Source organism: Labilibaculum sp. (assembly GCF_963664555.1).
Lineage (GTDB): Bacteria > Bacteroidota > Bacteroidia > Bacteroidales > Marinifilaceae > Labilibaculum.
Map to the genome: position 1 here is coordinate 4,696,991 of NZ_OY761461.1, position 22,112 is coordinate 4,719,102.

Below are 22,112 nucleotides of genomic sequence, written 5' to 3' on the forward strand. Positions count from 1 at the left end.
GTACGTTCAAGTAGAAATACTAAATTTCATTACTTTTAACTTTAGGCATTTTAAGTACTTGAAAATTTGTTATGATCGAAAACAAAAAAATATACTTTGCATCGGATGTACATTTAGGAGCTCCTGCTTTACAAAATAACCGCGAACGCGAAAAATTGTTTGTAAAGTGGCTTGATCAGGTTAAAGATGATGCCGAATGCATTTACTTGATGGGAGATATTTTTGATTTCTGGTTTGAATACAAACGTGCGGTTCCAAGAGGATTTACACGCGTTTTAGGCAAGATTGCTGAAATTACTGATTCTGGTATTCCTGTTCATTTTTTTACCGGAAACCACGACATTTGGGTATTTGATTATTTGCCAACTGAGATTGGAGTGATTGTGCATCGGGATATTGTAAAAACGGAGATTAAAGGGAAAAAGTTTTTCCTGGGTCACGGAGATGGATTGGGGCCATTCGACAAGAATTACAAACTATTGAAAAAAATGTTTACCAGCCAGTTTTTACAATGGTCATTTGCCCGTATCCATCCTAATTTATCTATTTGGTTAGCTCATAAATGGTCTGGTCACAGCAGATTAAGAGATGGAAAAGTAGAGGCTGACGATTACCGTGGTGAAGACAAAGAGTGGTTGGTGCTTTTTGCTAAGGATGAGTTAAAGAAGGAACATTTCGACTATTTTATTTTTGGTCACCGACATTGGCCTTGTAATGTGGATTTGAATGGAAAAAGTCGCTATATAAATACTGGTGATTGGGTAACTCATTTTACTTATGCTGTGTTTGATGGCGAAAAGATGGAAGTTAAGGAATACGAAAAACCAAAGATTAACCACTAAGAACACAAAGGATTTTCACCAAGTTGCACAAAGAAATACATTTTCCACTTCACCTCAAAAACCAATGTAAAAATGCAGCATGCTGCGTTGCTACAAACAAAATAAAACAAAATGGAAATATTATACATCGCCCTCGGAATAGCTAAAGGATTGATTATTGCTTGGTTAATTTTTCGAAAAAGAGTTGCACATCAAGCCGTGCTTAATCGGGAAGAGTTGCTGAAACAGGAAAATGCTTTTATCAACGAAAAGAGTGAGCTTTCGCACAAACTATCTGTGTTGGAAGAACGTGCGAACAATTTATTAAAGGAGAAAACAGATTTAAATGAGGCTGTGATAGTTGAGCGCCAGAAGAATGAGAATTTGACACGCTCTGTTTCCATATCCGCCACCGAGCGAAAAAATTTAGAGGAACGATTAACAACTCAAAAGCAAGAGCTGGAAGAACTTCAAAAGAAATTCACTACCGAATTTGAGAATATTGCCACCAAAATATTGAAGGAGAACACCAAAGAATTTACTTCTTCGAATCAGAAAAACATGAGTGACATCATGGGACCGATTAAAGAGAAATTGATGTCGTTTGAGAAAAAAGTAGAAGAAACTTACGATAGGGAATTGCGTGATAAGATCAGCCTAAAGGAAGAGGTGAAAAAGCTTTACGATCTGAACTCCAAAATTAGTGATGAAGCCAACAACCTGACCAAAGCCTTAAAGGGAGATGTGAAAAAGCAAGGGAATTGGGGAGAAGTTGTTTTAGAAAGAATATTAGAGCGATCTGGTTTGACCAAAGGTCAGGAATATGATCGTGAGGTAGTGATGCAAAACAGTCAGGGGCAAACCATACGGCCTGATGTTATTATTCGTTTGCCGGAAGAGAAACACGTAATTGTTGATTCTAAAGTGTCGCTGATTGCTTACGAACGATATGTAAATTCAATTGGTGATGTGGATGCCGAAAAGTTCCAAAAGGAACACATTGTTTCGATGAAATCTCACGTAAAAGAATTGGCCGAGAAACATTACCAAAGCTCTGCAGCAATAAACTCGCCTGACTTTGTTCTCATGTTTATGCCGATAGAATCTTCTTTTGCCATGGCGGTGCAATACGATCAGGAGCTTTTTAATTATGCGTGGGACAACAAAATTGTGATTGTGAGTCCTTCAACATTGCTGGCCACATTGCGCACTATTGCTTCGATCTGGAAACAGGAACAGCAAAACCGAAATGTATTGGAAATTGCCAAGCAGGGAGGTTTGCTTTACGATAAATTTGTTGGCTTTGTTGACGATATGATAAAGCTTGGGAAACAAATGGACACCTCGAAAGCCAGTTATTCGGATGCGATGAAAAAACTGTACGACGGCAGCGGTAATATGGTTCGCCGTGCTGAGAACATTCGCGAATTAGGTGCCAAAGTGAAAAAGAAATTGCCTCAATCTTTAATCGATAGAATGAACGATGGAGAGCAAATAAACAATAACAATATTCTTACAATTGAATAATTTATAAAAGAGGCTGTCTCAAATGAGATAGTCTCTTTTTCGTTTTATAGTTTTTTATATTTATCACTGATTTCTTATTTTAGAGATATGAAATTAGTCCCTCAAAAATCTCATTTCAAAGCCTATCATCAAAACCAGATGATTCTTTTTCCGCCTTCTCTCTCGGATTTCATATCATCTGAACACCCTGTTCGTACCATCAGCAGTATTATTGATGGTGTCCAGATAGATCGTATCCTTGAAAAATACAGTTATACGGGAGCAAAGGCCTATCATCCCAAAATGATGCTTAAGTTATTAGTTTATTCCTATTTGTGTAATGTATATTCCTCTCGAAAAATAGAGCAGGCGGCATCAGAAAATGTACATTTCATGTGGTTGTCAGGGATGCAAAAGCCAGATCACAATACGATTGCCCGCTTTAGAAGCAGTCGATTAAAAGGTGTTTTAAAGGAAGTGTTCAGTCAAGTAGTCCTGTTACTGGTAGATTCCGGACATATTGATCTACAAACCATATATGTCGATGGCACCAAGATCGAGGCCAATGCAAATAAGTTTTCGTTTGTTTGGGGTAAAGCCATTCAAAAGAATATCCAACGCATGAAGGATCGGTTGGGGGAACTTTGGGATTATACAGAGCAGGTAGCCAAATCGGATTTAGCAAATGTAAGTAAGCCCGATTTAAGTGATGTTGATCCAGAAAAAATAGAGCAGACCATTGAGACAATTAATGAGGCCTTGAGGGATAAGAAAGTGGATGCTAAGAAACGCCGGCAACTCAACTATGCCAAGAAGAATTATGCTGATAATCTCCGAAAAAACGAGCAAAAGCTAAAGATATTGGAAGAGCGAAATAGTTATTCAAAAACGGATCCGGATGCAACCTTTATGCGAATGAAGGATGACTATATGCAAAATGGTCAGCTAAAACCAGGATATAACCTGCAGTTTAGCACACAAAATCAATTCATTGTAAATTATTCAAACCATAATAATCCAACCGATACAAAAACCTTTATACCTCATATGAAAGAGGTTCAACAGTTGTATCCAGACAAACTAAACAGCGTATGTGCAGATTCCGGTTATGGGTCTGAGGAGAATTATGAATTTCTTGAAGCGGAAGGATTAACCTCTTTTGTGAAATACAATTACTTTCATAAAGAACAAAAGAAGGGAGCCAAAACTTATTGCGAGTTTCACCCCAACAATTTATTCTACGACTCTAAACAGGATATTTACTACTGCCCAATGGGACAAGTAATGAATCTTAAGAAGATAAAAAAGGAAAAAAGCCAAGCCGGTCATTTTAAGACAATCCATGTTTATCAAGCTCAAAACTGTAACGGATGCCCACTTAGGGGGATGTGTCACAAAGCAAAAGGTAATCGAACGATTCAGATTAATCACCGACTTAACGAATTAAGAAGTAAAGCACGAGAACATTTAACCTCAGAAGAAGGATTGAAGCACAGGAGTCAAAGACCGGTTGATGTAGAGGCCGCTTTTGGTAACCTTAAACACAATAAAGGATTTAAACGATTTTTACTTCGTGGCAAAGAAAAAGTAGAAATCGAAATGGGATTATTGGCTCTAGCCATAAATCTTAAGAAAATGAATAGTAGAAAAGTGGCCTAACGGCCTTTCTTAATTCTTTTGAAGTCCTATTTCCTCTATATGAAACCTCTGTTTTGCATATTGGAGGTAAAAAAGACTTCCAAAAACAAATAAGCAGTATAAGGCAGTTTAATCTCAAAAAAACAAAAGATCATGAAAAAGAGGATGTCTACTTTGTTATGAGACATCCTCTTTTTATTCATGAACAAGCGATAAACATGCTGTATACCCTACGATGGTTGACTTGTTTTGCGATAGAAGAGATTTTGAGCCGATAGGTCACTTAACAACCCGATAGGAAGCTTTTTTTGGCGATAGGTTTACCAAATCATCCGATAGGCTATCAATTAAGGCGTTAGAGATACAAAAAGTGGCGATAGGAACATGAAACACACTATCAGGAATATCAATTTGCCCGACAGGCATATGAAATTCTCGTTTTTACCTACCAATAATACCAAAGTCAGTTGCAGCACTCCGAATATCACTCTCCTTTTTGCGCTAAAAATAATGCCTTGTAAAATAATCAACTTGTTTCTTTTGTTTAGGGATTATTGTTTTGTAGATTCATGGGCGGAAAAAAACCGCTGCCGCACGATTGTATCGTGTGATAAAAAATTAAGCAGATAAGCTTAAAAGGAACGCGATGCAATCGCAGACCAGCTTGGGCATTGATCTACTTTATGAATAAATTACTTGTAATAGCAAATGAAAAAAAGCCTAGCACTTTTATTAATAATAATTGGACTGCACGTTTCTGGTCAAACTACAATTGATTCGATTGTTAAAATCGAAATTGTGGACTATGAGAATTTTGATTCGGCGCGAGGAAGAACTTACCAACTTGTTCCCCAAGAGGATAGTGTTGCTATTTTCAACATGAATAAATTCACGGGAAATGAACTATTAAAGAAACTTAAAAAGGATGATAGTGTTCGCTACGAAAAGATTGTTGGAAAATTCACAAAGGATTCAATGGAAGTATTCAAATTTGAAATCAATACATTAAAGAGTCTCAAAAAGCATACTGTTTAAATCAGTTGCAAAACACTGAAATATTACAGAAATCGGCAAAAGAATTAATTCGCACAAAAGCTTTTAGTAACTACGGGCACACAAGCCTTACGATTTTCGGTAAAAATGATAGTCTGAAATATCAGACAAAAGGAACAAGTTATTTTATGTTACCGTGGTATAATGAAAACAAGGAAATTCTTACTGACAATCCCAAAGTTTCCATTTTAATAGGTTCATTATTACCGAACGAAATGAACGGAGATTTATTGATCGGGAAAAATTTTGTTAGAGATTTATACTTTTATATTATTGACGATTACTGTTTAACTAGGCAGGACTATTTTAAAAAGAAATAGCTAAAGCCGTTAAAAAAGCTAAATTATCATGAGCGCTGAAACGCAGTTTGAAGGTTTAATGCAATTAATCCCGACTCGTCGGAGCCAGCAAGGCCATTAAAACATTTCCATAAAAAAAGGACACGCCATGGCGTGTCCCTACGGATTACATATTTTCTAGGGCTTCACCTATCCAGCCTTTTAACTTTTCTATCTTTTCAATTCCTACCGATAATCGAATAACGCCAGGCAAGGGATATTTTGCCCCCCAAACAGGTTCTACAGGTAATAAAATAGTATCTACTTCACCCAATGTTGGTACCAATGGAATTGTATCTTCCAAAGCTGCGATAAAGCGATTGCATTTCTCTCTTTTATCCTCATCGGAAGTTCCTTTGATATCGAAAGTTAACATGCCGCCAAAACCTTTATCGCCAAACAAAGCTACAGCTTCTTTTCGGGTTGGATGAGATTCCAGTCCAGGATACAAAACCTCTCCTATTTTTGGATGATTTTCCAAATATTCAGCCAATTCCATTGCATTTTCGCAATGCTTCCGGAACCGCAATTCGAAACTTTTTACCTGCGTTCCCAATCGGTAAGCATCATCCGGACTTAAGAAATGACCTGCCCATTTTCGGTACTCAATGGCTTCCTTCATCAGTTCCTCATCGTTGCCGCAAATAACACCGGCGGTAATATTTCCATGTCCGCTCAGGTATTTTGTTGCTGAATGAATCACCATATCGGCACCATCCAAGAGTGGTTTCCACAAGTAAGGGGTTCCAAATGTATTGTCAACAATTATCCTGGCACCGTATTGCTTCGCCAATTCCATGATGCGTTTTACATCGGCAACAATCAACATGGGATTCGAAACGGCTTCGAAATACAAAAACTCAGGTTGAATTTCGGCCAGCATGCGCTCCAATTCCTCAAAATCGTACAGACCCTCTTTCGCATAAAAGCGGTGCACATCCAAATTACGTCGCTTGATCAACACCGTATCGATAAATGAATTGGTTCCGCCGTAAATCTCATGAAAAAAAAGCCAGGGACGGGTTGCTGCTCCTTTCTGAAAAACGGATACCGCAACATCAATGGCCGCCATTCCTGTTTCCACCAACAAAGCCCACTTGCATCCTTCCAATTCCATAATCTGCTTCTCGACCGCTACCACAGTCGGGTTACGGTATCTGGAATAGATATAATCATCCGGTTCGTGCGCATGATTCAATTCGGCCGCAAAAGCCTCCTTGGTTCGCTTCGAATTTTGCAGATTAAAGCCAGCTTCGCGGTAAAGCGGCGTGTGCGATGCATTGATTTCTTTTTTCTTCATTGTATTGTGGTTTGACGTATGTTATTTTAAATTTTCACTCAAGCCGTTGGGCTTTTTCTTTTTGCTTAGATCAAAAAGTAAACAAAAAATCAAGTCAACCTGATCCTGATCTGCTTTCTATGGTTAGGCAATTTTCACGCCTGACGGCAGGCTGACAAGTCACGCATTAATACGTAATATCCTTACTAAATTACCCATATCCTGAAAAGGATTTTCCAAATTGGGTAACATTTTTTTAAGCCCCTTCAGGGGTTTGGGGTAATAAAACTTTAAAATACCCCTCTGTCCTTCGGACATCTCCCCTTAAAGGGAGAACACTCAACAATTGCAATTATGCAGTTCCTTTCTTCTTTAGTAAGTCATTCAACTCACCCATTGGTGTTACAATATCTGATTCGTGGTAAAATTCCGATCTGTCGATTATTTCTCCTGCAAAAATGATGATTAAAGAAATTGGTAAAATCTTCACGATTTCAAGATCCAATAAAATATAGGACAGTAATAAACAAAGAATTCTCACCAATGAAAGAACAGGAAAATACCTGATTCCCTTTTTTTTCAGTGCCACTTTTCGCCAAATATACAAACACCCTTTTGCCAGAATTATTAACTCGATCAGGATAGGTATAGCTACCAGCCACGCAAAAAACAAAATAGCTGTTGTACTCACCATTCCCGAATGCAAAACAAATCCATCTTTTCGCTTGAGGAATTTGTAGACCCTATCTACCGAGATCAGACTGAAAATTCCAAAAGCCATGGCTGTATAACCTATCATCTGATTTTGGGTGATGATTTGCAGACCTGTACATCCAAGAAATGCCGAGAACGAGAAAATTTCACGACTCAGCCACGATCCTTTCAGATTTAAAATGAATCGCCACATGCGTAATTTTTTACCAATGTGCAGAGATGTCAGTGCAATTGCCAGTACAGAGACAATCGCAAAAGGAATCAATGACATTTCAACTTTTCCAAATAGGTGTGCTGCCTGCCAACTTACCAATCCGGCAACAGCCAAAGTAAAAAGCACCAAGGTCCATTCTTTATCGAGAGAAACTTTCGATTCCGCTTTTGGCAGATAGCTTTCCAACTTCTCACTACTAATTGCCACCGCATCTAAATTTTCGATGGCTGGTGTTGTATGCTCATCGCGCAAGGGAATCATCTGAATGGATGGTTTGATACCAATGTTGACAAAACCCGGGGTGATATAATCTTCTTCAGTTATTTCTTTCTGTCCGAATTCCAAAGCGCCAACCGGACAGGCCTCAACGCAGGCCGGGCGTTTCCCCTCAGAGATTCGATCGACACAAAAATTGCATTTCTCAACAATCTGAGTGTTTTTATTAAATTTTGGTGCGTCGTACGGACAAGCCCAAGTGCAGTATTTACATCCAATACAAGCTTCGGCATGATGAATAATGGCTCCTGTTTTTTCATCGCGTGTATATGCCAGCGCCGGACAATTTTTCATGCAGGGAGCTTCTTCGCAATGATTACAAGCCAACGAAAAGTGAAAGACCGGCAAGCTGGGATGCTTCAAACTGTTGTGGCAGTTTACCTCCCGCCAATTCACCTGTAAATCAGTACCGTTCTCGATACTGCAGCCGGCAACACAAGCCATACAGCCAACACATTTATTCGTGTTAAATATGAATGCATTTTTATTCACGTTCCTTTAAAATTAGTTCTTAAAGTTGACTTACAAGTCAAACTTATAATTTGTTTATCCTCAATCCGGATCGGCAAATCCCGCGATAACTTTTCTAGATTACTGATAATCTTTTCTTTTTAAGCTTTGATATATTATCAATATTGTCCTATTTCTTTTTTGTATTGGGCTATCCGCCCAAAGCCGACTTCATTTTTTGTCTTAATACAAAAAACGGAAGCAAAAAAACAAGTCCAAAATTTTAATTTTCACCTTAACTTCTCCTAAATCAAAACTAGCTACACCATTAGTAAAAGCAGCAAGAACAACTAATAATTCTTAATTCTCTTAATATCTACCCACGTATTGTGAAAGGCCGTTCCGTGCCCAATATCTGTTTCTTTTCCTGTGGTGAATAGGTTTGGTGCGGCACCATTTATGGCCCAATGTCCGTTGGTGAGAACCACATTTCCCTGTCGCAAACCCAAATCGAATTGCACTCTTACTTCTGCTTTTCCCTGATGATTGTAAATCTCAACCTTTTCCTTGTTTGCAATTCCTTTTGCTTCGGCATCCAGCGGATGAACGTACAAATAAGCTTCCGGTTCGAATTGTTTGATGACCTCCAAATTTCCAAACTGAGAGTGAATTCTGTTCTTGGAATTGGGTGAAATCAACTGCAAAGGAAACTCCTTTTGAACCGGCAAGGGCACATATTCCGGCAGTGGATCGATTCCCCAAAGCTCCTTGGCTCGTTCGCTGTACAATTCTATTTTACCCGATGGAGTCGGGAACTGATGATCTGCAAAGGGAATCTCCTCGAAAGAATTGGCCAATTGCGGCCCCTTTTTCAATGCCTCTAAACTCAATTCCGGAAAATTGGTTAAAAATCCATTCAAATATTCTTCAATGGCTTCATCCGTTGGTTCCGGGATATTTTTGCTGATTGCCGCCTCATCCATTCCCAAACGCTTGGCCAACAGGTAATAGATTTCTGTTTCGGGCTTCACTTCTCCGGCAGGCTCCAGTACTTTTTGTTTCAGCTGTACATACGGATTCCAATACGAACCGATGATATCCGATTGCTCGAACATGTTCTTGGCCGGTAAAATAAGGTCTGCCTCGTAAGCCGTATCGGTCATGAATTGCTCTACCACCACACGAAATTCTGCTTTGCGAAATGCCTTGCGAATGGAATTGGTATCCGGATTTTGCGAAAGAGGATTCCCTCTCTCCACCCAAATGAATTTCACTTCCGGATCTTTGATATTTAGTAAGTCTTCGCCCAATTTGGCTACGGATATTTTTCTGCGGAAACTAGGATGTTCACAACCCGGAAAGTAGGATTCCGGCTCTTTTAGATCATCGAAAATATAGCTTTGCAAATTGGCATAATGCCAACAGCCGCCTTTCCTGCCAATGTTTCCTGTTATCACCGAAAGGGCCAATAAACAACGGGTTGTCTGGCCGCCGTTTTCATATCGCTGCAAGCCATAACCCGGAATCAGAGTCATGGGTTTAATCGTTCCGATCTGCTTGGCCAGGCTGCGGATGGCATCTTCGGAAATCCGGCAAATCTGCGATACCTTTTCTATGGTGTAAGCTTCTACCCGCTTTTTGAACGGCTCGAAACCCAATACATTATTCTCTATAAATTCGTGATCGATCCAATCATTTTTGATGATTTCACGCGCCAGTCCCAAGGCCAAAGCCGCATCGGTTCCCGATTTTACCTGAAACAAAGAGTTGGCCCGTTCGGTAGATGGTGTTCTTCTGGGATCGATGACTACAAATTTCGCTCCTTTTTCCTGAGCTTTTTCGATAGGGATCATCTCCTGAATGTTCGTCTCGGCAGGATTCTTTCCCCACAAAACAATCAGCTTGGCATGTTCCAGATCCCAGGGAGCATTGTGTTTGTTGGCTCCCATAGTCAATCGGGTTGCCTCCAGTCCCGCAGGCCAGCACAAATTACCATAGGTGGTTGTAGCTCCTCCGAATAATTTCCAGAAGTTGATACTAACCCCATTCAACAATCCTGACATACCGCTTGATGCAAAATACAGGATGGAATGAGGACCGAAATTATCTTTGCAATGAGTCAGTTTTTCAGCAATGGTATCCAAAGCTTCCTCCCAGGAAATTCGTTCGTATTTTCCTTCAGCCACCCGCTTTTGCGGATATAAAATCCGGCTTTTTGAATTGGCTCGTTCCACATAAGCCAAACCTTTAATGCAAGGTCCTTCGGGGGTTGCCCGATTTTCAGTATGGGGTTCAATGCCTGTGACTGTATTGTTTTCTACCCGAACTTTTATGCTGCAGGTGCTGTAACAATTTCGCGGACAGGCAGAGGATATTAACTTCATGAGAGTGGATCGTTAAATTTGCCGAAAAATTACTCAAAAAATTGATGAAATCCTTATATCAAGGATCCTCTGACTGAAGCCAGAGGCAAAGAATGAATTTACAGATGATCTAGATTCATCAATTGTCCCCTACTTTAGCTGGGGCAATGCATTCAATACATCTTTTAAATCATTTAATTGCTGCAAATTGAACCTGATACTTTTCGTCGCGGAACAATATTCTTCCTCCTATCAACCAATCAGTCGCGACGGATTTCCATTATCGAAACCATCCCGGGGCGTTGCCCCGGGCTATTTTATATATGCCCTTCAGGCAATTCAATTATTATTTTGTCGAAAAACGTAGGGTCATGACATGTCATGACCATGTTAATTCATCATTCAAATTCAATCGTATAAACCAATCATATCGACAAACAAAACGGACACGACATGTCGTGTCCCTACACAATGCATTCAAATTATATTAGGCCTCAACCAGCATTTCCGCTCTCACAATCCCGGCCAAACGTTTTACACCTTCAATGGCTTTTTCGTTGTTCACGTATGAGAAATTTAGGCGCATGGTATTGTGTCCGCCGCCATCGCAATAAAAAACATTTCCAGTGACAAAGGCTACCTTTTTCTCAATGGCTTTGTGAAACAGATCCAAGGCTTCCATGTGCTCAGGAAGAGTAATAAACAGGAACATGCCACCTTCCGGACGCGTCCACTTCACCCCTTCGGGCATGTATTTTTCCAACTGCTCCAGCATCACATCCCTGCGCTGATGATACAGATCGATCGTTTTCTGCAGGTTGGTTTCGAACAAACCCGATTTCATGTAGCCAATGGCAATTTTCTGTACGAAAGTTGGTGTACACAAATCTGCTGATTGCTTGGCAATCACAATTTTCTCGTTGACATCTTTGGGTCCCAAAACCCATCCAATACGGAATCCCGGTGCAAATATTTTTGAGAATGTTCCCAAAGTCAATACATGATCATCATTGTCCAACTCATACATTAAGCGTTGATGTTTCCCCTCGAACCGTACTTCGCGGTACGGACAATCTTCTACTATCAGCACATCATATTTGTGAGCTAATGCGATAATCTCCATACGGCGCGATTCCGGCATGGTAATCCCTGTCGGATTTTGGAAATCTGGAATTACATAAATGAACTTTGGCTTGATGCCCTGCTGCTTTAGTTCTTCCAGCCTGGCCTCCAAAAGTTCGGCACTCATGCCGTGCTCATCCATTGGCACACCAGCCATTTTAGCGCCATATGCCTGAAATGCACCAATACCTCCCAAGTAAGAAGGCAGGCCACAGATCACAACATCGCCTTGGTTCACAAAAACTTTTCCTACCAGATCCAGTCCTTGCTGCGATCCGGTGGTAATAATCATATTATCCAAAGAACATTCTACACCTTCATCCTGATACTTCTTTAAAAGCAATTCTCTTAGCTCAGTAACACCTTCGGTAGCATCGTACTGCAACACGGCCGCTCCTTCTTCGCGTAACATAGTCGAAACAATGCTGTCCAATGCATCAACAGGAAAAGATTCCGGTGCCGGCAATCCTCCTGCAAAAGAGATGATTTCCGGATTTTGTGTCAATTTCAAAATCTCACGAATGGCTGATCGTTTGTTGTTATTGCTGATTTGAGAAAAGGTTCCTTTTAAATCGCTGATCATTTCTTTAATTATTAATTACTAATTGATAATTATTAATTGTTTAAATCTATTACTGAGAGTCTCACTTAAAGTGAGGCCCTCAGTTTTGCCTTAGTTGTTTTTTCTTGTATCGGGATAAAAACACCCCTCTGTCCTTCGTCCCGAATTTCGGGATCCCCTCAAGAAGGGAGAATTTCAATTTCTTAAACCCTATTCCAATTCTGGAATCTTCCTCCTTTTAAGGGGAAGTGCCGACAGGCGAAGGGGTGATTTTAATTAAAATGCGACAAATATTGTATTCTAATCAAGACACGCCATGGCGTGTCCCTACGGTTTTTTACAACCAATTTTTGCGCATGCGTGCCCATTTGCGATCGCGGTTTTCTGTTACGCATTGAATATCGGCATCATTCATGTGCTTGAACCGGCCCTGCTTTTTCAAATAATCTTTTACAGAGGCAAATTCTTTCGGGTTGCGGTTCAATTTGTACTCGCCATCCTCATATTCTGCTAAGAAAATCAGACCACAGTCTACAGCTTCTTTTGCAATTTCGATAGATGTTTCGGTGGGTGTTCCCCAACCTGTAGGACAGGATGCATATACATGAATAAAGGTCGCCCCTTTGGTATGCTTGGCTTTGTTCACCTTATTCAGAAAATCCTGAGGATAACCAATACTGGCCGTTGCAGCGTAAGCAATATCATGCGCAGCAATAATCTCAAATAGATTCTTTTTGTGAGTAATAGTTCCCGGCAAATTCTCACCAGCAGGCGTTGTAGTCGTTTTTGTTCCGTAAGGAGTCAGGCCGCTTTTCTGAATTCCGGTGTTCATATACGCTTCGTTGTCGTAGCAGATGTACAAAACATCATCGTTCCGATCGATCATTCCTGAAAGGGCCTGAAATCCGATATCGGCAGTTCCCCCGTCGCCGGCAAACACAACTGTTTTTACATCTTTTTGCCCCAAAGCCTTGGCTCCGGCAGCAATTCCTGATGCCATACTTGCTGCACCCGGAAATGTGGTGATCAAGGCATTGGTATTGAATGCCATTTGCGGATAAATAAATCCTACCGCCGACATGCATCCGGCTGGTAATGCTGTATAGGTGCGCTCACCCAAAACTTTTAGTGCCAAACGAACGGCAACACTTCCGCCACATCCGGCGCAAGCCTTATGACCATAGAAAAATTCCTTCTCGGTCATGTTTTTCGCATTCACTTTTGGGATATCTACTGGATTAGTCATTGGTCTCTACGTTTAGGCTAAAAAATTCTACTTTTTCTTCACTCTTATTGGCCACTCCGAAGAACAGTTTATCGAACATTTCTTCAATATCATCTTTGGTGATATCTCTTCCGCCCAAACCACCTACAAAATTGCTCTTGTAAACGTATTTGTCGATTTTTGAAATTGCCGAGTTCACATTGGTATAAACTGTTCCCTCGTATCCGAATGAAATATCTTTATCGATGACTCCGATTGCATTTACGCGACGGGCCAAATCTTTCACCTCTGTTTCGGGGAAGGGACGCATGTAACGAATCTTCAGCAAACCAACCTTTTTGCCTTCGGCACGCATCTTATCCACCACCACACGAATGGTTCCGCAAACACTTCCCAGGGCTACCAATACCACTTCGGCATCATCACACTGGTACTCTTCCACCATATCGTAGTACTTACGACCAAATTTTTCTGCAAATTCCTGATCTACATCGCGAATTACATCAATGGCCTTAAACATGGCTTCGTTTTGCTGATACTTGAATTCTGTATTGTCATCGGGCTTAGAGCTGAATCCTAAATTTTTAGGCTCTTCGAAAGACATTTTGTTGGGTGTCTCGAAAGCCGGAAGAAATTCATCCACCATTTTCTGCTCCGGAATAGCCACCAACTCGTAAGTGTGAGTCAGAATAAAACCATCCAAATTCACCATCATCGGAGTCAGTACATCTTTGTGCTCGGCAATTTTGTAAGCCTGAATCATCATGTCCAAAGCCTCCTGTGCATCTTCCACATAAACCTGAATCCATCCGCAATCCAACAATGACAATGAATCGCGCTGATCGCCGTAGATACTCCAGGGCAAAGCCACCGAACGGTTGGCATTCATCATTACCACCGGCCAACGACCACCGCTGCAGTAGTGCAGTCCTTCGGCCATGTACAACAAACCCTGCGATGATGATGCAGTAAATGTTCTGGCACCAACGGCGCTGGCTCCCATGGTTGCCGAAATAGCAGAGTGCTCCGACTCAACGTGCATGTATATGCCATCCATCTCGCCGGCTTCTACCATTTCCGACAGCCGCTCAACGGTGATGGTTTGCGGGGTGATTGGGTAGGCTGCAATTACATGCGGACGGCATAACTTTACGCCCTGAGCCACTGCCTCATCACCTGATATGAATATTTTATTTGTTTTCATTGTTCTTAAATTTCTTATCCAGTTTATCTACTGTTGATCTTTAATTGGAAAGCTGTTAGCTATTGGATAATAGTTGTTAGCTTTTAAATACCCCTCTGTCCTTCGCTCCCGAAAGCTTTCGGGATCCCCTGAAAGGGAGAATACGTAATTTCAAATTCTTTCCCTTTTAAGGGAATCGGAGCGAAGGAGAGATCGTGAACACATTTGAAAATATAATTGAATGTGAACCAAGTGCCGACAGGCGAAAGCGTGCATTTTAACAAATCTTAATTTTTGTTTAGGACACGCCATGGCATGTCCCTACTCTTTCACCATTTTAATGGCATCTTTTGGGCATTCGTAGGCACAAACACCACAGCCTTTGCAATAATCCATGTCGAATTCGATTTTGCCGTTTTCTTTTAGGATGGTGCCATCCGGACAAAGCAGGTAGCAGCGCAGACAGAAAACACATGCTTCGTGATCGACAAGCGGACGGACTGATCTCCATCCGGCATTCGTCTCCGGCAGGAAACCAGCCTTGTACTGCGGACCGGTGGGATATTCATTTATATGTGTAGGAAATTTAAATTCCTGTTTTTTTGGACGGTTCATTGTTTCAATTATGAATTAAAAATTATGAATTAGCATCTTCAAGAATACCCCTCTTCCAATCAGCTTTCTTTACCCCAAACCCCTAAAGGGGCTTACAAAAGGGAACAAAGTTCTTTTAGAATATTCTTAAAAATCCCCTATCCTGAAAAGGAGAATTCGCCACCTATAAACATCAATACTTACTTATTGGCTTAAAGCCCCTTTGGGATAAATATTTTTTGTTTCAATTAATAATTACCAATTGTTAATTATTAATTAATTCGTAGGCTCTCTCTACAATCTTCACATTCAATTCGGCCAGTTTTGGCTTCATCTCGGTTCGGATGCTGGCAAGAGCTGCTTCCAGACTTACCAATCCCGATGCAGCAGCCAATGCCCCGTACATAGCGGTGTTGGTAATGGGCCGGCCCAATATCTCCATGGCTAAACTTGATGCATCGATGCCAATTAGTTGGAAAGCCGGCAATGCCTTTTGGTACACTTCTACCTTTTCGGTATTCACCAAAATGGTGGCACCTGGTCTGATTCCCTTTTCGAAACCGGGAGTGATCAACGTCTCATCCATTACCACCACGTAATCGCTGTTTTGCACTTCGCTGCGATCGTGAATTTTGGCATCGTCGATTTTGGTGAAAGCCAAAACCGGAGCACCTCTTCTTTCAGGACCGAAAGATGGAAATGCCAAAGCATGCTTGCCTCCGTGAACACTGGCAGCAATGCCCAGCAAACGGGAAGCGGTAAAACCACCTTGTCCTCCTCTTCCATGCCATCTGATTTCTTTCATGTTTTTTATAGTAAGTAGTTAGTAGTTAGTCCCCGGCAGTAAGCAATCTGAACATTAACCGCTTCGGCAAACTCTTTTGTTGTTTGTAAGTCTTTGGCTCCGACGCAAATCGGAGCCATATTGTGTTTGTTGTTGTTGTGTGTTGTGATTTTTGTGAAAATCCGTATCTGTTTTCTGTTAAAATACTTTGTAAATGTATGGTTTGCAGGAAATATTTACTAGCACAGAGAATAAATACAGTAAACTGATCTACACAAACAGAATATGAAAGAATTTATATCTTTGCATCAGGCATTATACTGATATTAGTAGAAAAATTTTCTTCTCATGGATAAACTGGACAGAACCGATCGTAAAATTTTACAACTGCTGCAGCAGGATTGCCGCATCACCACCAAGGAACTTGCAGAAAAACTGCATCTAAGCAACACGCCTGTGTACGAAAGGGTAAAAAAGCTGGAACGAAGCGGTATTATTAAAGGTTATGTGGCCCGTCTCGACCCCGATAAAATAGACCGGAGCATGATGGTTTTCATCTCTATTTTACTTACCAAGCACACCCGCGATGTGGTGGATAAATTTGAGGCGGAAGTGTTGGCACTGCCCGAAGTAATGGAGTTTTACTACACCTCGGGAAATTACGATGCCTTGCTTAAACTAATGGTGAAAGACATGAAGGCCTTCCAGTTTTTTATTCAGGAGAAACTATCGAAATTTGAACACATCAGCCGCTTCAACAGCACTTTCGTGATTTCCTCGGCCGATAAACTGGGCTACGATTTGTAGAATTTGTTCCATATTTCTCTAAAATCCTTTGGTTGAAACCAAAGGCAATGGATGGGAAAAGGAAAACCCCGCTTGGTGCGGGGCTATTCTGATTTTTTAATGACAAAGGCCTTTGATACCAATTCGCAGCAAATATACAGCCAGCACCATTGCCGATTTTTTTAAATCGGCATCTTTAAGAAAGCTTTCAGTTAGCTTTTCCAACAGCCATTTGGTGTTCGACTTCTCATTCTTAAGTACTTCTTTTTGAATATCCTCATTCCCGCAGATCAAGACCTTCATTTTGTCTTTGTTCTCCAGAAAAAACCTTACTCCGTTTTTACGAACGGCATCAAAATCAATTTCTATTGGTGCTTTCAATTTTGAGCCTGAACCTCCAATTACATATGGTCCTTCTAATTGATGAATTGGTATCTCCATTGGCGGCAACATGACTTCCTGCTCAAATGCCCAATCCTCTGGTTCATTTAATTTTCCCAAAAGATATTCCAACTCTTCGGTTGACAGTTTGTTTAATTCTTCGTTCATGATATTTAAGATATAGTATGTGTTTTGTTTAACAGCAATTTACAAAAAACATGCTCTCCGAAAAAAAAAAAATAGTTCACGAAAACCGTAGGGGCACGACATGTTGCGACCGTTTGTTTTCAGGTGTCCCTGATTTTCAAATTCAATAAAATAATTGTTTGATGATGGCAACAATTTGCGGATTGTCTGGGAATTATTGATTGGAATTCGGTGAATGGTCATTTAAACGGACACGCCATGGCGATGTCCCTGCCATGCACAATACAACATAAATCCTCACAAATAATTGGTTCACGAAAACCGCAGGGACACGACATGTCGTGGCCGTTTGTTTTCAGGTACCTGTATTTTCAAATTCAATAAAATAATTGTTTGATGATGACAACAATTTGCGGATTGTTTGGAAATAATTGATTGGGATTCGGTGAATGTCATTAAAACGGACAGGCCATGGCCAGTCCCTACACAATATTTTCAAATTAATTCACAATCCTCGGGTTGAAACCCGGGCAATGGATGGGAAAGGAAAACCCCGCTTGGGGCGGGGCTTATATACAGAATTCTAAATTATTCTACTTCTTTTTCAAATACAAGCATTTTAATATTGACAACTTGATCTTTCGCACCAAATAATCCTTCAAGACACCCAGGTTTTTGTGATGATGATATTGTATCAATGTTTGATAATCGCCAACCTCCTTCTGCAGCTTTATTAATTATAGCTTGATAGGTATCAACAGCCAAACCATGTTCTCCATTTCCTTGTTTTCCAGTAGCTATTGTAGTAGGTACAGGAATACATTTGTAAGTGAAATTTTTCATTTTATTTAATTTAGATTTATGGATAATCAATTCCTCCATATGGAGGTTTACATTTTCTGAGCCTGCGAATCCCCTTCTTTAATCCATCCTTCACACCAAATTTGTTTAAACTAATAATCATATATTCCGAACAGGAAGGTTCGAAACGGCAGGATTCTCGAATTCTTCTTGGAGCGACATTCTGATAAAATCGGATAAATGAAATTAATATTGATTTCATCTAATTTAAAAATGGGGTAATATTTGAACTTATCTTTTTAGATGTTCCAAAAACACCACAACAATTTTCAGCCAATTTGCAATTATCACAACAGTCTAGATATTTTGTTTTCCAATCAGATATTGACTTTGCAGAATGCTTCCATAAGTTAGAAGGTAAGAGACAAAGAGGGATGTTGTATATGGATGTATTAATTCCAAAATTGAATAAATATTCAAGTGCTGAGTTTAAGTCTTCGATATATTCTTTAGGATCTATCCAAACTAGTTCTGAATTTACTGTAGCATTTCCAATATCTTCTAAGCCCATAAAAGCTACATGATCTACAAATGGCAGGTTTTTATAAATAAAATGAGCTAATTCAATCAGTCGAGAATGATTTAATTTTGAAATTACAATTCGAATTTCAATCTTTTGATGCAATGCTGCTAGGTTGTATATTCCCTTTATTGTTTGGTTGAAAGCATTTTTTGATTGAACAATGTAATCATGTTGAGCTGAATAATCAGAATACAAAGGAATTCCAAATATTAAATTCCTATTCATACATTTTGTGAATTTATCGCAGAATTTAGTAGAATTAAATGCTCTGCCATTAGTTAATGTATGTATGATAGTATTGGGGAGTTTAGTAGAAATTTGTTCATAAAGTTGAAAAAGTCTATCTCCTAATAGAGTAGGTTCTCCTCCTGTAACACCTAGTATTTCACAATCATCGGGGATAAGATCAACCAATTGGCTGTTGATTTTAAATTGAACATCTAAATCCTTAACCTTTTTTGGTGGTTGAGAACACATTATACATTTATGATTGCAAGTCTCAGTAATGAAAAGAACATTATCTGATGAATTAGGAGAGTATAATATCCGAAGATGACCATTTCTAGAAATACTTACAATATCTCCATCTTGAAGATCAATATTATCATCTCCTGAAATGAATATAGCCATTTCAGTTACCTGTTCTCTTAATGCTTCAAAGTTACCTCTTCGACAAATAACACATGTGTAATTCTCTAAATCTATTAATTGTTGTCCTTCATAAATAAGGAATCCTTCGGAACTTAAGTTTGTTATGCACCTGCCAATTTTATTATCACTAATATTTAGTGATTCTCCTTTGTACTGTAGCTTTTTCATTAATTATCCTTTTTAGAAATCCAACGCTGAAATATTTGAAAGACCTCTTCATCTTGATACATAAGTTCAAAGAGATAATCAATGATGCTCATATTCTTATTGCAAAAATCTGAAGTTGGCCGAAACCCTTCTAAATCCCCCTGAGTAGAGTAATTTCGCACTGGATCTGTACCACAGTAAATTTGATAGCAACAATCCGAACAGCCTGCTAGAGCTTCATTCGCCCAATGTTTAGCAATATCCACAACCTTTTCGCTATAGAATATTGATGAATAATCATCCTTCACATGTCCAAGTCGAAAATAATAATCACCTTTTTCAGCGAGCATTCTTGATTCATCAGATGCATAGACATACCCGTCATAATTATAAACAATAACTCCATTTATAATGCCTGACGGAGATTGAAGGTCTACAAATCCTGTTGTAAATGGAGTAAGTATCTTTTTGAGTATTATACCTGCATATTCCTCGACAAAAAATATTCCTCGTTTATTTAATTCAATAATATAATCCAGCCCTCTTTTATAAAACTGAATAAATTCGTCCATACTGTAATTTGCTATAGAATCTGTTAATGCCTCACCATAAGGATTTATTGATCTAAAGAATATGCTGGAAAAACCATTTTCGATGTATGAATCAATTATCTTTTCTGGATTATTTAGGGATAGTTTAGTAGTTGTCATTAGTGCTGAAACCCTATCTACACCTAGGATTTCTTTAGCTCTTTTCATGTGACTGATAGTTGTTTGATAACTATCATTTTTCTGAAATATTCTATTCCCATTGTGTATTAATTCCGGGCCATCTAAAGAGGTTGATAGAAGAATACTATTAGCTTTCATATACTCTAGAATTTCATCTGTCAACAAAGTACTGTTGGAGCAAAGCACATATGATATATTCTTATTATGAGTTTCATTTAATGTTTTTGCTTGTTCTACTGCATACTTCAATTTTTCAAATATTAGTAAGGGTTCTCCACCTTGGAATTCCATTGTAATATTCCTCGCTGGTGTTTGAAACATCTTCCCAATACTATAATCTAAATTTTCATAACTAATGTCATGACTGTCCGGTGTTCTCGATTCAACACTTGAAACCTGACAGTATTTGCAAGCATGATTGCATCTTAAGGTGAGTACAAAAATATGTAAGGCTGTGAATTCGTCTAAGAAGGATTTTTTTGTTCGATATTTTGTAGCCAAAATATCTAATAAAGAAGGGTACTGTTTTTCTGAGATAAAATAATTTGATACTAGATCAGGATATATATCATCATCAACTGTAATTTCTCGTTTAACAATCCGATCTGCAGTTCCACTTTCAACGATTAAGAAATCTCCTGAAAAATTTATTAGTAACTCGTGATCTGACAAAAATGATTTAAAATTAAAGGGCAATAAATAATACTTACTCTCTTTATTTCTAAATTCTGAAAATGGCTTTAAGGTGTTAATCATTTGCATTATCCAGAATTTGAGTAATTAATTTATCATTAGTATCTATACCGTGAGAAAATGCTTTGACTAATAAAATATCTTTAATGGATCTGGTTTCTTCTCGAATCATTTCCCGTGTCTTATAATCATTAAGATCCTGATAGAATTTTGATTTAATTTGATCAATCTCATCGTCAGTAAAATGATCTTCCTTTTTCTGAATGTCTACTATAAAATCATCATTGCTTTTTGAAACAGAGACTAGATACTTATTACACAACCAATAGATACATTTAGAAATAATACTCTCGGTATAATAATTTCCACTAACATTTATTTGAAAACTAGTTTGCGAAATTTCGTTACTCATCATTTTATTCTTTTAAAAGTTTAAGAACAGTTTGCGAACCTACAATCCCATCAACGGGTAAATTGTTAAGTCTTTGGAATTCTTTAACGGCTGTAATTGCATCTTCATCATAAATTTGTGAACCTTCAACAACAGTTAGATTATCTTCTCGTATTAGATATTTCTTCTTTAAAAGAATATTCATCAATTGGGTAACGTCGGAACCATACATTTGGGGCTTAATTACTCTATCTCCAAGTTGAAGGCTTGTTACTATTGGTGTTTTATAAATCGAACTAGATTTTTTAGTAGTTGTTGAAGTATTGTTATTCGTAGTAGAAATGCTGGTAGTTCTCGGTGTATATGTACCTGTTGAACCAGACCCTGATCCACTAGAACTTGAATAATGTGAACTATGGGATCTATGAGAACTGTGGGATCTATGAGAGCTATGCGACCTGTGCGAAAATGATTCCCAACCATCCTCTGTAGGTGTTAATATTAATTTTTTTGACAACTCCTTAATATTATAATCGTCGGAAGAGATATTATCATCCGATCCTTCCAGAATTAAGTCTTTAGGTTCAATTCTTTTAGCTGAAAATGAATTAATAGTTAGTAAGGAACCTAAAGATCCTAATAGTAACTTTTTTAGATACTTTGAATATTCTTTTTTCAT

20 protein-coding genes are annotated in these 22,112 nt (G+C 39.0%); 5 read left to right on the plus strand and 15 right to left on the minus strand.

Features of this window, described 5'->3' with window-relative positions:
- Positions 1–71 precede the first annotated feature (71 nt).
- The 4 genes from ACKU4N_RS18760 to ACKU4N_RS18775 all read left to right on the plus strand — a co-directional run bounded on the left by ACKU4N_RS18760 (position 72) and on the right by ACKU4N_RS18775 (position 5,000).
- On the plus strand, positions 72–842 hold the full coding sequence (locus tag ACKU4N_RS18760) for a UDP-2,3-diacylglucosamine diphosphatase (RefSeq protein WP_321319022.1): 771 nt from the start codon (positions 72–74) through the stop codon (positions 840–842).
- A 111-nt stretch (positions 843–953) separates the two neighbouring features.
- A complete protein-coding gene (rmuC, locus tag ACKU4N_RS18765; protein ID WP_321319024.1) occupies positions 954–2,348 on the plus strand; it encodes a DNA recombination protein RmuC in 1,395 nt (464 codons plus the stop codon).
- An 87-nt stretch (positions 2,349–2,435) separates the two neighbouring features.
- Positions 2,436–3,986: an IS1182 family transposase gene (locus tag ACKU4N_RS18770; protein ID WP_156197454.1), complete on the plus strand. Its 1,551-nt coding sequence runs from the start codon at positions 2,436–2,438 to the stop codon at positions 3,984–3,986.
- A 687-nt stretch (positions 3,987–4,673) separates the two neighbouring features.
- Positions 4,674–5,000, plus strand: coding sequence for a hypothetical protein (locus ACKU4N_RS18775; protein ID WP_321319026.1), 327 nt, complete (start codon positions 4,674–4,676; stop codon positions 4,998–5,000).
- Between the two features lie 483 nt (positions 5,001–5,483).
- Here ACKU4N_RS18775 and ACKU4N_RS18780 read toward each other — a convergent pair whose 3' ends face one another.
- From ACKU4N_RS18780 to ACKU4N_RS18815, 8 genes are all read right to left on the minus strand, one after another.
- On the minus strand, positions 5,484–6,656 hold the full coding sequence (locus tag ACKU4N_RS18780; RefSeq protein WP_321319028.1) for a trans-sulfuration enzyme family protein: 1,173 nt from the start codon (positions 6,654–6,656) through the stop codon (positions 5,484–5,486).
- 331 nt (positions 6,657–6,987) lie between these two features.
- Entirely contained in the window at positions 6,988–8,331 is a 1,344-nt protein-coding gene (locus ACKU4N_RS18785; RefSeq protein WP_321319030.1) for a 4Fe-4S dicluster domain-containing protein, read from the minus strand.
- Between the two features lie 308 nt (positions 8,332–8,639).
- Positions 8,640–10,673 (minus strand): molybdopterin-containing oxidoreductase family protein, encoded by a 2,034-nt coding sequence (locus ACKU4N_RS18790; protein ID WP_321319031.1) that lies wholly within the window; start codon positions 10,671–10,673, stop codon positions 8,640–8,642.
- Positions 10,674–11,139: 466 nt separating this feature from the next.
- Positions 11,140–12,357: an aminotransferase-like domain-containing protein gene (locus tag ACKU4N_RS18795; RefSeq protein WP_321319032.1), complete on the minus strand. Its 1,218-nt coding sequence runs from the start codon at positions 12,355–12,357 to the stop codon at positions 11,140–11,142.
- 316 nt (positions 12,358–12,673) lie between these two features.
- Entirely contained in the window at positions 12,674–13,582 is a 909-nt protein-coding gene (locus ACKU4N_RS18800; protein ID WP_321319034.1) for a thiamine pyrophosphate-dependent enzyme, read from the minus strand.
- Positions 13,575–14,765: a hypothetical protein gene (locus tag ACKU4N_RS18805; RefSeq protein WP_321319036.1), complete on the minus strand. Its 1,191-nt coding sequence runs from the start codon at positions 14,763–14,765 to the stop codon at positions 13,575–13,577. The genes ACKU4N_RS18800 and ACKU4N_RS18805 overlap by 8 nt, the downstream gene beginning before the upstream one ends.
- Positions 14,766–15,065: 300 nt before the next feature.
- Positions 15,066–15,359 (minus strand): 4Fe-4S binding protein, encoded by a 294-nt coding sequence (locus tag ACKU4N_RS18810; RefSeq protein ID WP_321319038.1) that lies wholly within the window; start codon positions 15,357–15,359, stop codon positions 15,066–15,068.
- 244 nt (positions 15,360–15,603) lie between these two features.
- Positions 15,604–16,143, minus strand: a complete 540-nt coding sequence (locus tag ACKU4N_RS18815) for a 2-oxoacid:acceptor oxidoreductase family protein (RefSeq protein ID WP_321319040.1) — start codon at positions 16,141–16,143, stop codon at positions 15,604–15,606.
- A gap of 327 nt (positions 16,144–16,470) precedes the next feature.
- On the opposite strand from ACKU4N_RS18815, the gene ACKU4N_RS18820 reads away from it, so the two are divergent.
- Positions 16,471–16,929, plus strand: a complete 459-nt coding sequence (locus ACKU4N_RS18820) for an Lrp/AsnC family transcriptional regulator (protein WP_124993459.1) — start codon at positions 16,471–16,473, stop codon at positions 16,927–16,929.
- A gap of 96 nt (positions 16,930–17,025) precedes the next feature.
- Here ACKU4N_RS18820 and ACKU4N_RS18825 read toward each other — a convergent pair whose 3' ends face one another.
- From ACKU4N_RS18825 to ACKU4N_RS18855, 7 genes are all read right to left on the minus strand, one after another.
- Positions 17,026–17,457 (minus strand): hypothetical protein, encoded by a 432-nt coding sequence (locus tag ACKU4N_RS18825; RefSeq protein ID WP_321319043.1) that lies wholly within the window; start codon positions 17,455–17,457, stop codon positions 17,026–17,028.
- Positions 17,458–18,024: 567 nt separating this feature from the next.
- Positions 18,025–18,279 carry a DUF4177 domain-containing protein gene (locus ACKU4N_RS18830; RefSeq protein WP_321319045.1) on the minus strand — a complete coding sequence of 85 codons (255 nt, stop codon included), beginning with the start codon at positions 18,277–18,279 and terminating at the stop codon, positions 18,025–18,027.
- A gap of 16 nt (positions 18,280–18,295) precedes the next feature.
- Entirely contained in the window at positions 18,296–18,499 is a 204-nt protein-coding gene (gene yidD, locus ACKU4N_RS18835; protein ID WP_321319047.1) for a membrane protein insertion efficiency factor YidD, read from the minus strand.
- On the minus strand, positions 18,500–19,639 hold the full coding sequence (hxsC, locus tag ACKU4N_RS18840; protein WP_321319049.1) for a His-Xaa-Ser system radical SAM maturase HxsC: 1,140 nt from the start codon (positions 19,637–19,639) through the stop codon (positions 18,500–18,502).
- Positions 19,639–21,111, minus strand: a complete 1,473-nt coding sequence (gene hxsB, locus ACKU4N_RS18845; protein ID WP_321319051.1) for a His-Xaa-Ser system radical SAM maturase HxsB — start codon at positions 21,109–21,111, stop codon at positions 19,639–19,641. The genes hxsC and hxsB overlap by 1 nt, the downstream gene beginning before the upstream one ends.
- On the minus strand, positions 21,098–21,457 hold the full coding sequence (gene hxsD / locus ACKU4N_RS18850) for a His-Xaa-Ser system protein HxsD (RefSeq protein WP_321319053.1): 360 nt from the start codon (positions 21,455–21,457) through the stop codon (positions 21,098–21,100). The genes hxsB and hxsD overlap by 14 nt, the downstream gene beginning before the upstream one ends.
- Before the next feature lies 1 nt (position 21,458).
- Entirely contained in the window at positions 21,459–22,112 is a 654-nt protein-coding gene (locus ACKU4N_RS18855; RefSeq protein WP_321319055.1) for a peptidoglycan-binding protein, read from the minus strand.